General features: G+C 50.5%; 14 protein-coding genes and 1 pseudogene. 8 read left to right on the top strand and 7 right to left on the bottom strand.

Features of this window, described 5'->3' with window-relative positions; translation table 11 throughout:
- Positions 1 to 263 precede the first annotated feature (263 nt).
- The 7 genes and pseudogenes from L1047_RS16615 (at position 264) to L1047_RS00400 (ending at position 4219) form a co-directional block, all read left to right on the top strand.
- The gene (locus L1047_RS16615) at positions 264 to 1304 is read left to right on the top strand and encodes a DUF58 domain-containing protein (protein ID WP_235276589.1); all 1041 of its coding nucleotides are present in this window, start codon (positions 264 to 266) and stop codon (positions 1302 to 1304) included.
- 324 nt (positions 1305 to 1628) lie between these two features.
- A pseudogene (locus L1047_RS16700) lies at positions 1629 to 1743 on the top strand (IS5/IS1182 family transposase); the annotation flags it as partial.
- A 53-nt stretch (positions 1744 to 1796) separates the two neighbouring features.
- The gene (cas8a1, locus tag L1047_RS00380) at positions 1797 to 2036 is read left to right on the top strand and encodes a CRISPR-associated protein Cas8a1/Csx13 (RefSeq protein WP_268836366.1); all 240 of its coding nucleotides are present in this window, start codon (positions 1797 to 1799) and stop codon (positions 2034 to 2036) included.
- A 274-nt stretch (positions 2037 to 2310) separates the two neighbouring features.
- Positions 2311 to 2580: a hypothetical protein gene (locus L1047_RS00385; protein ID WP_235276593.1), complete on the top strand. Its 270-nt coding sequence runs from the start codon at positions 2311 to 2313 to the stop codon at positions 2578 to 2580.
- A complete protein-coding gene (locus L1047_RS00390; protein WP_235276594.1) occupies positions 2519 to 2899 on the top strand; it encodes a hypothetical protein in 381 nt (126 codons plus the stop codon). Before L1047_RS00385 ends, L1047_RS00390 begins: the two co-directional genes overlap by 62 nt.
- 146 nt (positions 2900 to 3045) lie before the next feature.
- Complete coding sequence (locus L1047_RS00395; RefSeq protein ID WP_235276595.1) at positions 3046 to 3615, top strand: type I-MYXAN CRISPR-associated protein Cas5/Cmx5/DevS; 570 nt, start codon at positions 3046 to 3048, stop codon at positions 3613 to 3615.
- Positions 3616 to 3634: 19 nt separating this feature from the next.
- The gene (locus L1047_RS00400; protein ID WP_235276596.1) at positions 3635 to 4219 is read left to right on the top strand and encodes a Uma2 family endonuclease; all 585 of its coding nucleotides are present in this window, start codon (positions 3635 to 3637) and stop codon (positions 4217 to 4219) included.
- Between the two features lie 502 nt (positions 4220 to 4721).
- On the opposite strand, the gene L1047_RS00410 is transcribed toward L1047_RS00400, so the two are convergent.
- The 4 genes from L1047_RS00410 to L1047_RS00425 form a co-directional block, all read right to left on the bottom strand.
- A complete protein-coding gene (locus tag L1047_RS00410) occupies positions 4722 to 5681 on the bottom strand; it encodes a patatin family protein (RefSeq protein ID WP_235276597.1) in 960 nt (319 codons plus the stop codon).
- Between the two features lie 12 nt (positions 5682 to 5693).
- On the bottom strand, positions 5694 to 7376 hold the full coding sequence (locus L1047_RS00415; protein WP_235276598.1) for an O-linked N-acetylglucosamine transferase, SPINDLY family protein: 1683 nt from the start codon (positions 7374 to 7376) through the stop codon (positions 5694 to 5696).
- 72 nt (positions 7377 to 7448) lie between these two features.
- Entirely contained in the window at positions 7449 to 8087 is a 639-nt protein-coding gene (locus tag L1047_RS00420; RefSeq protein ID WP_235276599.1) for a histidine phosphatase family protein, read from the bottom strand.
- Positions 8088 to 8159: 72 nt separating this feature from the next.
- Positions 8160 to 9128: an NAD(+) kinase gene (locus L1047_RS00425; RefSeq protein ID WP_235276601.1), complete on the bottom strand. Its 969-nt coding sequence runs from the start codon at positions 9126 to 9128 to the stop codon at positions 8160 to 8162.
- Positions 9129 to 9472: 344 nt separating this feature from the next.
- Here L1047_RS00425 and L1047_RS00430 point away from each other — a divergent pair, with 344 nt between their 5' ends.
- Positions 9473 to 11866 (top strand): serine/threonine protein kinase, encoded by a 2394-nt coding sequence (locus L1047_RS00430; protein ID WP_235276603.1) that lies wholly within the window; start codon positions 9473 to 9475, stop codon positions 11864 to 11866.
- 219 nt (positions 11867 to 12085) lie between these two features.
- On the opposite strand, the gene L1047_RS00435 is transcribed toward L1047_RS00430, so the two are convergent.
- The 3 genes from L1047_RS00435 to L1047_RS00445 all read right to left on the bottom strand — a co-directional run bounded on the left by L1047_RS00435 (position 12086) and on the right by L1047_RS00445 (position 14341).
- A complete protein-coding gene (locus tag L1047_RS00435; RefSeq protein WP_235276605.1) occupies positions 12086 to 12817 on the bottom strand; it encodes a hypothetical protein in 732 nt (243 codons plus the stop codon).
- Between the two features lie 106 nt (positions 12818 to 12923).
- Positions 12924 to 14069, bottom strand: a complete 1146-nt coding sequence (gene rsgA / locus L1047_RS00440) for a ribosome small subunit-dependent GTPase A (protein WP_235276607.1) — start codon at positions 14067 to 14069, stop codon at positions 12924 to 12926.
- Positions 14066 to 14341, bottom strand: a complete 276-nt coding sequence (locus L1047_RS00445; protein WP_235276609.1) for a sulfurtransferase TusA family protein — start codon at positions 14339 to 14341, stop codon at positions 14066 to 14068. Before L1047_RS00445 ends, rsgA begins: the two co-directional genes overlap by 4 nt.
- Positions 14342 to 14346: the final 5 nt, after the last annotated feature.

The following is a 14346-nucleotide window of genomic DNA, read 5'->3' on the forward strand; positions in this document are numbered from 1 at the left end:
AGGCATAGTGTCGGGATGTACAAAGATGACAGCCGTTACCTTGGCTCAGGGGTGCGTTTTCTATGGTTTCCAACCTATCTTGGGGCGGAGATCCCTGGTAGAACAGACGTGATGCTTGAGCTGCCACAGTGCTATCTAAGTTACTGTCTAAGGTATCTAAATTGGGGTTGAGCCTCAAATCTTTTTCGGCTTCGTCGGGATCCGGGACTAGGTTTCGTTTTCCACGCCGTTTCCGCTTTACTCGCATCGGGCGGCGTTTTGTTGTGATTACTCTCTTGGTCAGTGTCGCCGCCTTTAATACGGGTAATAATCCCCTTTATTTGTTGCTGGGGATGCTGCTCAGTTTGATCTTAATCAGTGGGATGCTCTCCGATGCCACCCTCAAAGATTTGGATGTCAGTCGGCAGTTACCCAGCCGCATTTTTGCCGGTCAGCCCATCTTAGTGGGCCTTACCCTGACCAATCGCAAACGGCGCCTGCCCAGCTTTTCTTTGCAAGTGAGCGAACGAATTGAAGGTCTCAAGCGAGAAGACTGGCCTTCGAGCTACATCTTGCGAGTGGATGCCTGCTCCAGTGTGCATAGTTTTTATCGACATACCTTTCCAAAGCGAGGGATATGGCAATTGCAGGGCTTTGAGATCGCCAGCAGCTTTCCGTTTGAGCTATTCCGCAAGGGGGTGGAAATTGTGGATCCCCAAATGGTGGTTGTGTTTCCTCAGCCAGCACCCGTTCAAGGGTTAATAGTGTTGGATTATCTTAGCGGGGGCAGCCAATTGCGCCCACAACCGGGTCAAGAGGGTGACTACCTCAGCTTGCGGCAGTATCGCCCCCAAGATGATGTGCGGTCAATCCATTGGAAAATCTCTGCCAAACGGGATCAACTGATCACGCGGGAATTGGAGCGCCCTCGTTCCCAGGCGATCACTCTTTGTTTTGAAAATCGCTGGCAGCCTCAGGGAGAAAGCCCCGAAGTGCATCGAGACAAATTGGAACGGGCGGTGGAGCGCTGTGCCGGGATCCTCTTCTATCTCATTCAAGAAGGTCACCCGGTTGCATTAGTAACCTTGCAAGGGCGAACTCGCTTTGGGGTAGATTTGGCCCACCAAGATCATCTTTTGGCTGTTCTAGCCCAACTTACTTTTGTCGGGGATCCCCTTCTCAAAGATCCCACCCCAGCAGTTTCTTTCCCGCTGACCCCTCAGGATCGCTGTGTGCTGGTGGCCCATCGGATCCCTGGTGTAGATGCTGTTCCGGCTCACCTCATTTCGGCGGGATCCCTGTTGCAATTGATCCCGATTGATTGATGTTCTCCCCGACCTAAAGGCATGGGGATTCTAACCCCCGCTTCAGAATGTTCAGTGCGACCTTTTTATCCCGACACACTTCCAATTCACAACGAGGACAATAGACCTCTTGCACAAATGAGAGAGAAGAGAGATACCAGAGGTCACCTAGCGGATAAGGCTATGACCGACGAGGAAGTCCAATCACTATCCCCAGCAGAGTTCAAGCGTCTAACAGGCGTGCGGCGAGAAACGTTTGAGCACATGGTTACCTACTTGACCCCTCACTTGCAGCGGCAAGGACACAGAGGGGGACAAAACAAGCTGAGTGTTGCTGAGCAGCTGCTGATTTGCCTGAGTTATTGGCGAGAGTACCGCACCTACTTTCACATTGCCCAAGATGCAGCATGAATCAACAGTCTGTCGGATTGTCCACGGGGAAAGGATTGAAACTGAGGTTGAATGTCATTGCTGGCATCCACAACTACGAGCTAACCTTGCCGCCCTTAACCTCTGGTTGATTCGTGCAAGAGGTCTACTGACTTTTGGGCATGGTCTGGGCGAATGCCTGCCCTTCAGGAGCATTGGGAGGATTTGATGGATATGATTATGGATCCCAAACAGTGGAAGAAAGCGAGAGACTTAGCTTTACTGTCACTGGCTAGCTACAAAGGTAAGGAGAAAGAAACTGGATCTAACACTGAAACGAAAGATGACGATCCGGATCTGATTGCCATGCCTGGATTCGATTAAACTATTGAACTTATCCTCAGAACGCCATTAGGTGCTTGAGCACTTCATCTATCAACTTATATATTATATATAAGGAGTACACGATGACTTTTCATTTGTTTGGGAACATTTTGACTGCTATGAAACTGCTGCCAACAATCGCGGCAAAAATGAGGGAAATATCACTACCCTACGAAAAATCCTCTGGAAGAACGAAGTCCAAACCACGGTCTTTGCCGAAGCCATTCGATGGGCATTGCGTTACTACTGGCAGACAGCAGGGAATGACAATTCGGTGAATCGTCGCTGGAATGATCAAACCAACGATAACGACTGGCAAACACCTGCGTTTGATCCCGAACTCTACATTGATGATGATGTTTTAGGCTTTATGCGGGCAGAAGGAGCTAAGATGGATGCCTCAGAGGAAAAGCCTGCCAAGAAGAATGGGGAAAAGACACCAAAAGGCACCAAAAGGAACGACCACAGCGCGAAGGGGAGTTTTGGAAGTAACCCGTGCGGTTTCAACTCGGCCCTACAGTGGGGATATCACTTTCAATGCTAAAAGTGGTCAAAAGGGATCCACCTCTCTATATGGCACAGAAGTTCATGCCACTCGCTATCAATACGGGTTTGCCATGACTCCGGCTCGTCTGCATCGGGATGATCGTGTGATTGAGGTTTTAAAAGGCCTGACATCTTTGGGTGAAGTTACCGGAAATCATGCACGTTTTCTCTACGACTTCTCTCCCGATAGCCTGGTTCTACGCTGGACTCACGACTTTTCACCGCGTTTACTTTATTGCTTTGAAGAGGATCCCAATGGAGATTTGACTATGCCCGATTTAGTGCGACGAGTCCAAGTAGGAGATCTCGATCCCTAGGAGCTATGGATTGCCGGAGCCGCTGCTGAAACGGAGGATGGGGAAAAATTAGAGCAGTTGGGTGTTCATGTGGATTCGGGTATCAAATCAACGGTTAACGAGTTAATCAGCGTGATTCAGGAGCGGCTTTCCCTGGAGAACGCAGCATGATTCAGCTTCACATTGAAGTTCCCATCGCCGGCTTTCGCCAATCGCGGGCGCAGGAATATGCAGAGACCTATACTGTACCTCCTTCTGCCACAGTCTATAGAATGCTGCTTTCTCTGATCGGGGAATGGGATCTCTATCGTTACTGTGGAACACAACTAGCTATTGCCCTGCTCAATCAGCCTCATCTTTCGACGGTGATTCGTACCTTTCGGCGATTCAAGTCCAAAGAAATCGGGGATCCCACCAATGCCCGTCCCGATTATCAGCAGCTTTTGACGAATATAGAGCTAGAGCAGGCTTTTGACCATCCTGAAAGGATCGAACGTACCGGAGGGTTGAGTCTGGGGGAAAGCCGCGATTTGGTCAATGCCGTCACCCGAATCACAGATCATCAGTCCTCTGGACAATGGCTTATCCACGATCACGATGGAATGCTCACATTACCCTACTGGGTGGATCATGTGGGATCCCGTGGCACCCGCTGGCAACGGTATTCCCTGTCCCCTAGGGATCCCGATTATCCGGATCCCCCTGAGTTAGCGTGGACTGAGATTCAATTTTCTTGATGTTGTCCTTGAGGTTCTGATGGTTACAACGACCGATCCATTAACAACAGAGAAGAAACTAACGGTGGCAGAATTTCTTGCCCTACCTGAGGGTGATATTACGTATGAATTGGTAGATGGCAAAGCCGTTCCCAAGGATAAACCGATGTCGCCCCAACGATTTCATGCTTCGCTCCAGAAACGGCTGCTGATGATCATTGATGCTTGGTGCCAAGGCAAAGGAGATGTGTATACCGAATTAGCCATTCGCTTACATCATCAACAGCAAGACTGGTTCCCAGTTCCGGATCTCACCTATATCTCTTTCGAACGCTGGCCCGAACAACTGACGACAGATGGATTGTGTCCAGTGCCACCAGAATTAGTAGTCGAAATTATTTCTCCGAGCCAAAGCTTTGGCTCGATGTCTCAAAAAGCCACCGACTATCTTGATGCCGGGATCCCTCGGGTCTGGATCGTGGATGCTGCCGCCAAAAGTATCACCGTATATTATCCTGATGCACCCCCCAGAACATTCATGGGATCCCAAGTCCTTGAAGATGATCTGCTGCCCGGATTAGCAATCATTCCTCAGGATGTGTTTGCCCAAGCCCGGATCCCTTAGATAGGAGATGAAATCATGCCCAGATCTCGCTATAGAGATTCTCTCACCAGAAAATACGATTGAAGAAATCCACAACAAAATTGTCGAATATTTTGAGAATAGATCCCGATTAGAGGCAGAATACGGTACTGTGATTTTCCTCTGATTGCCGTAAGGTGTTGAGCACTTACCACGTATCTACCCACCCACCAAAAGGCATTAACTCCGAGTTGGTTCAGTCTGGATTGACCCAGAGGCGGCAACAGGGATGGGATGGGGTTGTGGTGTTAGAGCATCCTCACTTTTACCACCGCTTTGGATTTAAGTCTGCGGCATACTTGGGTATTCGCTGTGAATATGAGGGGCCGGAAGAGGCCTCCATGATGTTGAAATTGCTACCGGGCTCCTTGCAAGGCAAATCTGGAACTATTCATTATTCATTATGTGGATCCCTTCAAGATCTTGGTATAAATATCTGAAAACTTGATACAAATCCATGCAGATCTATACAGAATGTACTTCCTTAGCCCTCCAATTTCTGGCGCAATTCTGGAATGGCTCTGCGCATCTGACGGTAGCCTGCCCGAATGATCGGATCCGCCTCGTGAAAATCAAAAATACCATATCGACTGAGGTTAGGCTGCAAAAGTAAATCCGGCGGATGTTGCGCCAAAACACTGCGGGTAATGCTCTGCTCCATCACATTCAGGGTGGTGCCGATCACATCAAAAATGTTGGGGCCAGTGGGTTCGTCAGGGATCCACTGGCTGATTTTTTGCTGGATCCCTTCTTGTAGAGATTGATAGCGCTTGCGAATACGGGTGATCAAGTTGGTCTCTTCTTCAATCAATTCTCCTTCTGCATTAAGTCGTTGTCTTCTTTGAAAGGCTTCTTCAATCTCAGTTTCTTCTGGTTGGTCTTTTACAGCTTCAGGATCCATATGGTTGAGGTTAACAGCAATCACAATATCGGCACCCATATCTCGTACTACCTGCACCGGCACCGGATTGACAATACCTCCATCTCCTAGGTACAAGCCTTCATGGGCAAAAGGAGTAAAAATACCAGGAATGGAAATGCTAGCCCGCACCGCATCTGCCATTTTTCCTGAGCGCAACAGCACTTCCTTGCCCGTGATCAAATCGGTTGCCACGCAACAAAAAGGGATCCCAGCCTCTTCAATACATAGCTCTTGTAGATGTTCTGTGAGCAGGTCATAAATCTTGTTGCCATCCAAAAGGCCACAGGTGGGAAACACCACATCAAATAGCGATAGGATCATCTTCCAATTCAGATCCCGCACGAATTCTTCTAGCTCATCCAATTCCCCTGCCGCATAAATGGCCCCAACAAAAGCACCAATGCTGGCTCCGGCAATATAATCAATCGGGATTCCGGCACGTTCTAGTGCCCGAATCACCCCAATGTGGGCCCATCCCCTAGCCCCGCCACTGCCCAGTGCCAACCCAATTTTTTTGCTCATAGTAAGTATGCCTCAAGCTTCCGTTTCGAGAAAGGCTTTCCAGAGTCGACTATATTCCGCTTCAAGTTGAGTTGTAAACTCTTTGGCTCGAGTTAGTGGTGAATTGAGCATTTTTAGTCTCAAGGTTCTCCGCAGCTCCTGAATGCGTTCCTTATCTTTCGATAAGCTTACGGCAATTTGAATATAATCCTCTATCGAATCAGCAATCAAATCTGCAAGACCAAGCCGAGTTAGAATACTAACCCCAACGCGAGAACGATGGTCATTGCCCGTCAATGTAATTACAGGAACACCCATCCACAAGGCTTCGTGCGTGGAAGTGGTTCCGTTGTATGGAAAGGGATCCAGTACGATATCTAAATGTTGGTAACAGGCCAAATGGTCGCGATACAGGGGTTGAAAATCAAGGAACCGAATGCGACTTTCTTCAATGCCATTTTCTGTGAAGCGCTCTAAAAAAGCAGATCGAACATCTGGATTTTGAAAGTGTTTATATTTTAGATGCAACTCACTGTTTTCGATGCTCTGTAATATTGACGACCATACTCTAATAACTTCAGGAGTTATTTTCGCTTGTAATGTAAAACAACCAAATGTGATATGAGAATTAGATTCGCAAGGAGCACCTGCGATCTCAGGAGACTCTTCCTCTGGTTGGTAACAGAGAAATCCTTGCGGGATGCGAATCAATTTTTCTATGTGATAAGCTTCTGTCATTCCAACCGGATCAGCCCATTCATCAGTAATTCGATAATCAATCGTTCTCAGTCCTGTCGTTGCTGGATAGGCAAGCCAGCTCATTTGAATTGGCGCAGGCTTATAAGCAAAGGCTAATAGTTTATTATTGGATCCAGGCGCAGTATGACCAGTCACATCAACAAAAATATCGATCTTATCCTGATAAACAATTTCCGCAATCTCTTTCTCCTCTAGAGAGCTAACATTCCTCCAGAAATCAACATAGGTTTTAAGTCGCTGGGCATAAGTATCTTCTTCAGGGTAAGTAGCGTAGATAACAATCTCAAATCGCTGGCGATCATGATTCTTTATTACTGGCTCAAAGAAAAAACTTACCGATTGTTTAAAAGTATCATGACAAAGATAGCCAATTCTAATTTTTTTGTCTAAATATCTAGAGCTTAACTGCGGAGATCTAAACAAAGTGACTGATTCAACTTGTCGATCCATCCACTCAAGATGCAGATCAAATATATCTTTACAGTTTAGCTTGTCACAAAAAAGACTATTTATTAACATTTGCTGAACAAGAAACTTATTTTTCGGATCAAGAGAACAGGCATTCCTAGCGTAAGTAAATGATTCATCTGTAAGACCTAATAGCAAGTAAATTATTGATAGCATTTGATAGGAAATGATGTCCGGCTTATGAGATAAGATGCTAAGAAAGCTTTGAATTGCAAGCTTGTACTCTTTTTTCTCGAAAAAGAAAATTCCTATGTATCGAATGGCTCCTACTGCATGGGAATTAAGTTCGGTGCATTTGATAAAATAACTTACAGCCTCCTCTTTGCTTCCCAGTTCCCAGGAAATTTGTCCTAATAAATACAAAATGTTCAAATCCTCTGGCCTTTTTGTGAGAATTTCTAGACATAACCTCTTTGATTCTACATAATTTCCTTCGAGAAATAATTGACGCGCAAGATTGATGGAATCCGATAACTGTTTTTCTTCCATAAGTTCTTATCTCTTTTTAGTCGCTTCAGTTAGCGAGCTCTAAACCCAAACCTTTGTTTTTGAGATCTCTAGTTAGGTGCCTGAGCGCTCTCGTAATTCCGTCGGCAGATAGTTGCGTTCCCCCAAAACTTCCAGAAGTGGGCCGTACCGATCAAACTTGATCACGCTAAGGGAAGCAGCCAAAACCTCAATGCGGTCTCGATAGCGACCCAGATCAATGCCCAGTAGGCTGCATAGAATAACCCGAATCGTGGCTTTGTGGGAGACAATCAACACGTTGCCATCTGTAAATTTTTCCTCGATCTCCGCCATAACCGGCATGGCCCGATTGGCAATTTGTACAGCCGTTTCGCCACCTGTGGGTGAGTTCCAAGCGGGTTCAGTCATCCAACGCAAGTAGTCTTCGGTGTAGGAGTCTCGCACCTCCGCGTGGGTTTTGCCTTCCCATTCGCCATAGTGGATTTCCTGTAGTCCATCCCGCATTTGCATCTCTAGCCCCGTCTTCTCTGCTAGGGGTCTCAGGGTGGCTAGGGTACGCTTCATGGGGCTCACGTAGAGAGCTTGCCAAGGGATCCCTGCATAGGCTGTGGCAAAAGCTACCGCCATCTGTTCCCCTTCTGGAGTCAGGTCAGGATCCAAAGCACCACAAAATCCGCCCGAACGGCTGTAGGGGGTTTCGCCGTGTCTGAGGAGATAGAGTCTCAGGCTCATGAGTATGCTCCGCTGTGGATCCCAGTTGATTTTTGATTTTCGTTACTATAACCCCCGAACCTTAAATTCTCCTTATCTCCAGTCAGGACGGTGATTGGTGGTGGGAATGTAAATGCGGCTGCCTGCCCACTGCAATTTTTCTCGTAGGGTGCGAAAGTAGGAGAGATTTTCTTCTAGGATCATCAGCTTAGCCACGCTAGGAGCCTGTTGGATCTCCACCCATTGGCCTGGGTTCACCGATTGGGCCAACACTCCATCCGTCCAAAGACGGGTCAACCCTTCCGCATCCGAAAGGGGCCAAATTTCAACTTTCGCTGAGCCGCCGATAACAATCGGACGACTGGACAAGCTGAGGGGACAAATGGGGGTAATGGTGATGACCTCCAGGGAGGGATCAATAATCGGGCCATTGGCAGCCAAGGTATAGGATGTGGATCCCGTTGGCGTTGCCACCAACACCCCATCGCCATGGTACTGATCCAAAATCTCGCCATTCACCTCAATTTCCATAATCGCGGCGGGCAGCCGTTCCCGGTTAATCGGCTTCAGGCACATCTCATTCAGGGCATAATACACCTGGCTGACGGGGCGCCCCTGTTGTTTTCCCTCGCCACGGGTGGCCAGCGGATCCCCTTGTCCCAGTTGCGGTTGTTCCAAAATTTGGGCTTGCAACATCATGCGCGGCTGCACAATAAAATCTCCAGCTTGGATGCGATCCCAGGGATCCTCCCGCAGTACCCGTTCCGACTGGGCCAGAAACCCTAACCTACCCCCAGATTTAATCGGCAAAATCGGGATCCCATGGGGTGCCAAGTAGCGGGCTGCCGCCAACACGGAGCCATCTCCCCCCAGCACCACTGCCAGATCGATCGGATCAGAAGTGGCTTCCAAAAAAACTGGGTAAGGATTGTGATGCAAACCTGTTGGAGCCGTCAACACCGTCACCCCACGATGGCGCAGCTGTTCGGCACACACCTGACAAGCGGCCTTGCTCTCCCGATCCCCCTCTTTGTAGGCGATGACCACCAAGCCCAAATCCATTGTTCACCTCTTGCAGGGATCCCTGTGTCCCGAAGGGCACTTTGCTAATCATCCATCCCCAAGCCGGCAATTGCCCAGACCGAAAGGGATCCCCTACACAAAACCAGAAAACAATCCATTTGCCAGCGAGGAGGATCACCGCAACCCTCCATCCGCCGTCACCACCGATAACCCAGCATCTCTCTATAACTTGAGATGTGACTTGAGATGTCGGCAACTCCCAAAAGACGAGCCAACCCAGGATCCCTGAGTTCAGCCACCCGAATGGGCAAGACAGCTCCAGTAATTCGGTTTATTGTATGGACATCCTCACCCAAACCGCCCCTCCTAAAGCGTCCAAACCCATGACCTCAGAGCTAACCAACTGCATTTTGGGCGATCGCTATCTACTGCAACAGGAGATTGGTGGCGGTGGCATGGGATCCGTCTTTCGGGCCTTGGACTTACAAAACAACCGGCAAGAAGTCGCTGTAAAGGTCTTGTATGCTCCGATGATGGTGGGCCGAGGGGATTCTCAAACTGACTTGAACCGCCGTTTTGTCGAAGAGATCCGCGTCAGCTCTTTACTAGGACAGCACCCCCGCATCATCAAAGTTTTGGATCATGGCCAGCAGGGTGAGCAAGCCTATCTGGTCATGGAGTACCTGAAAGGGCAGGATCTGGCTAAGTGGATCCGATCCAAAGGGGCCTTACCGGTTCGACAAGCGATTCGGCTGGCCCTGCAAGCTTGTGAAGGTCTGTATTATGCCCATACCTTTCAAACCCAATTGGATGGCCGGGAAATTCGGGGGGTGATTCACCGCGACATCAAACCCAGCAACCTGTTTATTGAGCAAATTCTCCAAAACGGCAAACCCATCACCCAACTAAAAATCCTTGACTTTGGGGTAGCCAAAACCTTGGCGGATCAAACCCTCAGCCTTGGCACCCAAAAAGGAGGGGGGTTTATTGGTACTGCCCGCTATGCCTCTCCCGAGCAAATGCGGGGTAAATCTTTGGATGCCCGCTCCGATATCTACTCCTTTGGGGTGGTGCTTTATGAAATGCTGACGGGATCCATGCCTTTTCAGTTGGAAACCGACTCTCTGCACAGTTGGATCCATGCCCATTGTTACGAAACTCCGATAGAAATCAACCCAAACACTACTTCCCAGGCAATTCCTCCTGCTTTAGCAGAAGTGGTGATGGATTGCCTCAAGAAAAACCCGGATGAACGGCCCCAAACCATGCGGGAGTTGGGAGAACGATTGTTGCAAGCCTATGACTTAACCGTAGTGACCCAAGTGTCTCCAAGTCAGGCCAGCACAGAAATACTTCCCACTGGGTCAACCACAACGCCTTCTCCCTCTAGTGGTTCTGAATGGCCACGCCGAACCTTGGGAAGAACAGGTAGAAGCACAGGCTCTACTGCAGGGGGATTCGAAGATATCCGCGATGAGGATCTGGATCTCATTGAAGACGAACCCGTCTTCTCTCCTCCTACAGGGCCAGGGATCCCTTACTACATCACCGACCGGGAACTCTTACCCTCTGCTTCGCCTTCCCAGCCCTTGCCAGTAACAGAAGACTCCTCCGCATCACCTGACACCAAAAGAACTCCATCCACAGTTGTCCAAGCCGGTAGCAGCATTCCATCTCCCCCACCACCGCCCCCTGCTCCTCCCCCATCTGAACCTCCCCCCATCTCAGATAGCCCTCGCACCCATCGACTGCCTCAACCCGCAACCAAGACGGTTTTACAACCCTCGGGCAACGGCCTGAAGTGGGTCATGGCAGGAGGATCCCTGGGCGTCGTGACGCTGTTGGCAGCCTTTTTCCTGTGGCCCCGTCCGGAGGTGATTGAGCCTGAGCCCACCCCAACTCCTGTTCTCACACCCACTCCGACCGCAACACCTACCCCCCCACCTGAGACAACTCCAACACCCGAACCTACTCCCGAAATTACGCCGACCCCGACTCCAGCTCCAACGCCCACCCCAACACCCTTGGCAGAGTATTATCAGCGCCTGGATCTGTTGGCTAACGAAGCGGTGACCAACCGTAATTGTCAACCTGCTCTGGATTTCATTCAGCGGATTTTACAGGATTACCCGGATCAGCAAGCTCGACTGGAAGAGTATCGCCAGCAACTGGTTCCCCGTTGTACTCCGACCCCGCCCCCTTTACCTCAAACTCCGACTCCTACGCCTGTCGTAGCAACACCCACACCCGTTCCACCCCCTCCTCCCACCCCGACCCCAACACCAGTGCCACCCACTCCAGTACCGCCCACTCCCCTTCCTCCCACCCCGACCCCAACACCCACTCCTATTCCCACATTTACCCCTCTTCTTCCCCCCACGCCTCCCTCGACTCCAACGCCCGCTCCCACACCTGTTATCACACCTGTAACAACTCCCACCCCTGTGCCAGACCTAGCTCTGGGTGGACAATGGGTCTATGAGGGAGGATCTTTTGCCTGGCAGGGATCCACCTGTCGAGTCAATGCCACAAGTGGGGTACGAGAAACGGTATCTATCAGCCACAATGGAGGCCAGATCAGCATTACTTCCCCTAGCTTGCGAGAGCGTAGCGGCCAGTTCAGTAACAACCAATTTTCGGTAACTGGCAGAGCAGGAGGCGTTGGCACACCCAACATTACCTGGAGTGGTACCGTCAGTGCAGATGGGCGCTCCATTCGAGGAACAGCCTCCTGTGGTAGCGCAAGCTTCCCGATTACTCTGACCCGGCAGGGCTAAATTATCTTTATCTAGATCATCTAGATTCATCACGTGGCATTCAGCTCCTAACGCTTGGAAATGGCTAGTCGCTGATTCGCCTGGCCTCCCAGGGCTTTTACCAGATGGCGACAGGCTCCAATAAAAAAGTCCAGGAGTAGGGATCCCGGGCTTTTCTGGATTACTGGTTCTCGTGAGGATCCCTATTTGTTGAAAGGCAACCAGGGATCCAGAGTGGATTCAAATGCCGATGCCACCCCCTCGATCACCACCCCCACCCGCTTCACTGGGGGGCTTCTGCTGCTGTTGAGGACGAGGAGGAGGAGCAGCAAACGTTTCACTGACAACCTGAAGGGTGTAGGCACCCCGACCCGGGCTACCAGGGCCAGCCGCCGGAGAAGCATTTTGGGCCCAGTAGCTTTGCACCTGAAGCAGATAGCACCGATCTTGACGGACTGGAATGGTCAGCTCAGAGGTGGTGAAGTTGCCAGGGGCAGCATCATCATTGACAAAAATGAGAGACCGATCCAAGGTGCGGTTGCTGTCGAAGCCGCCGATTTGCAACAACGGATCGAAGACAGGGCTGGTGAGGCGAATCGTTACTCCAGTTACATTGGCAGCGGAAGGGAAATAGAGGAAGCCCTCGGAAAAGAAGGTGAAGGTACCCGCCGGTGGAGGATTTGTCCGCGCATTTTGAAGATTGCCAGCACCATCAAAGTAGAACTCCAGCAGGCTGTTTGGCCCCAGGGATCCACTGCGGCTATCCCCCTGCCGTTGCAGACCAATAGAAGCGAAAAGCTGTGGGTTAAAGGCTTGCTGGCAAACATTAACTAAGGGTGGCGGAACTGTACCCCCTCCCCCTCCCCCACAACCAGCCAAAACCAATGTTGAAGCCAAAAGCCCAGAGAAGAACTGCCGCCCCTTTTGTGTCAGGGATCCCTGTTGACCCCCAGAAACCTTAGATGTTGACATAAGCACTCCTCCAGACAATTGATGATTCGATTCGCACCTCCAGAATACGATGAACTTAGAGCTCCAGGACAAGCATGAAGATCATTGACAATTTTCACCAGAGTCCTCATCTTTCTGACCCCAAAGAGTCTAATTTTTGGCTATGGAAGGTTTGGCGAATTTGGCGGCGAGAGAGCTGGCGATGCCGAGGAGGGATTTTTTTGTCACTGCCACTACCGTATCCAGGTTCCTGATGGCCTTGTACAGATCCTGGTATGGAGCCTGATCCCCGATGTTGGAATTCTTGAGCTTCTTGCAAAAGTTGTAGATACAGTGAATACCGTTCCCATTGTGGATCCCGAACCCTACAGCCCGGCTCTTGATCGTGCAAACAATCTCGAAACTGACAGTTACCAACTCGCTCTCTCACCTCTGGGAAGCATTGAATTAACTCCACCCCCTTGCGCTGCGGGATCCCTTCTAGGGCATTAAAGCCTGGAGAATCGGCGATCCAGCCCCCCTCCGGCAGCGGAAACAGCTCCACATGACGGGTGGTATGACGACCCTGACGCAACCGCCCAGAAACAGCCTGAGTTGCCAACTGAGCATCCGGCAACACCTCATTCAGCAGACTGGATTTACCCACCCCAGAAGGGCCCATCACCACCGAGATGTGCTGCCGACACCTATCCAACAGCGCCAGGATCCCTAGTCGAGTCCGGGCACTGACCAGCAAGGGAGCATATCCCCAACTCTGCAACCGATTTATCCAAAACACAGCCACAGAGGGATCCACACCATCGGCTTTGTTGAGAATCACCTGCACTCGTAACTGGCTAGCTTCCGCCTGTACCAGCAAACGATTAATTAGGTGGGGATCGGGATCAGGCTCCGCTAGAGCCACCACCACCAAGGCTTGGGTCAAGTTAGCAATAGCCGGTCGATGCAGCTGAGTCCGTCGCGGCAGGATCGACTCGATCACCCCTCGTTCTGGCCAGAGATCCGAAGCACTTGGGGGCAGGCTTACCTCCACCCAGTCCCCCACCATCACCTGCTGCCCAGTTTTTTTTAATTTGGCCCGACGGGTACAGAGAATTTCCACAGGGATGGGCTTTTGGGCTGGAAGATGGGCTTGGATCTCGGGGAAAAACCCAGCCAGAGCTGGATCAAGCCACACTCGATAAAAATTGGCCTGCGCCGCTCGTACCCAACCGATGTACGTGTTGTCGGCGGAAACCTCACCCTCCGAGTGAACAGGTGTTGGAAAGTTCATGCAGACTCAGGGGTGCCTCGACGTACCCAGAGAATGTGATGCCCTTCCGGGGCTGCCTGTTGCTTCTCAATCTGATGTCCAGCCATGGCCAAGCTACTGGGCACCTGCTCTAGGGGTTCCCCGGCATCCAACCAGAGTTCTAGCAGCTCCCCCACAGCCATCCGTTCCAGCCGCAGCTTCGCCCGCACATAATTCAATGGGCAAGGGATCCCTCGTTGATCGAGGACAAGCTTGACCGCTGGAGAAGATTCAAACCCAGTCTCTGAAGTCACTCTGA

The organism is Synechococcus sp. Nb3U1 (assembly GCF_021533835.1).
Taxonomy (GTDB): Bacteria; Cyanobacteriota; Cyanobacteriia; order Thermostichales; family Thermostichaceae; genus Thermostichus.

What these genes read in the sequence shown, in the direction of transcription:
- L1047_RS00395 (WP_235276595.1), top strand. Translation starts at nt 3,046, where the DNA reads ATGATTCAGCTTCACATTGAAGTTCCCATCGCCGGCTTTCGCCAATCG.
- L1047_RS00400 (WP_235276596.1), top strand. Translation starts at nt 3,635, where the DNA reads ATGGTTACAACGACCGATCCATTAACAACAGAGAAGAAACTAACGGTG.
- L1047_RS00410 (WP_235276597.1), bottom strand. Translation starts at nt 5,681, where the DNA reads ATGAGCAAAAAAATTGGGTTGGCACTGGGCAGTGGCGGGGCTAGGGGA.
- L1047_RS00415 (WP_235276598.1), bottom strand. Translation starts at nt 7,376, where the DNA reads ATGGAAGAAAAACAGTTATCGGATTCCATCAATCTTGCGCGTCAATTA.
- L1047_RS00420 (WP_235276599.1), bottom strand. Translation starts at nt 8,087, where the DNA reads ATGAGCCTGAGACTCTATCTCCTCAGACACGGCGAAACCCCCTACAGC.
- L1047_RS00425 (WP_235276601.1), bottom strand. Translation starts at nt 9,128, where the DNA reads ATGGATTTGGGCTTGGTGGTCATCGCCTACAAAGAGGGGGATCGGGAG.
- L1047_RS00430 (WP_235276603.1), top strand. Translation starts at nt 9,473, where the DNA reads ATGACCTCAGAGCTAACCAACTGCATTTTGGGCGATCGCTATCTACTG.
- L1047_RS00435 (WP_235276605.1), bottom strand. Translation starts at nt 12,817, where the DNA reads ATGTCAACATCTAAGGTTTCTGGGGGTCAACAGGGATCCCTGACACAA.
- rsgA (WP_235276607.1), bottom strand. Translation starts at nt 14,069, where the DNA reads ATGAACTTTCCAACACCTGTTCACTCGGAGGGTGAGGTTTCCGCCGAC.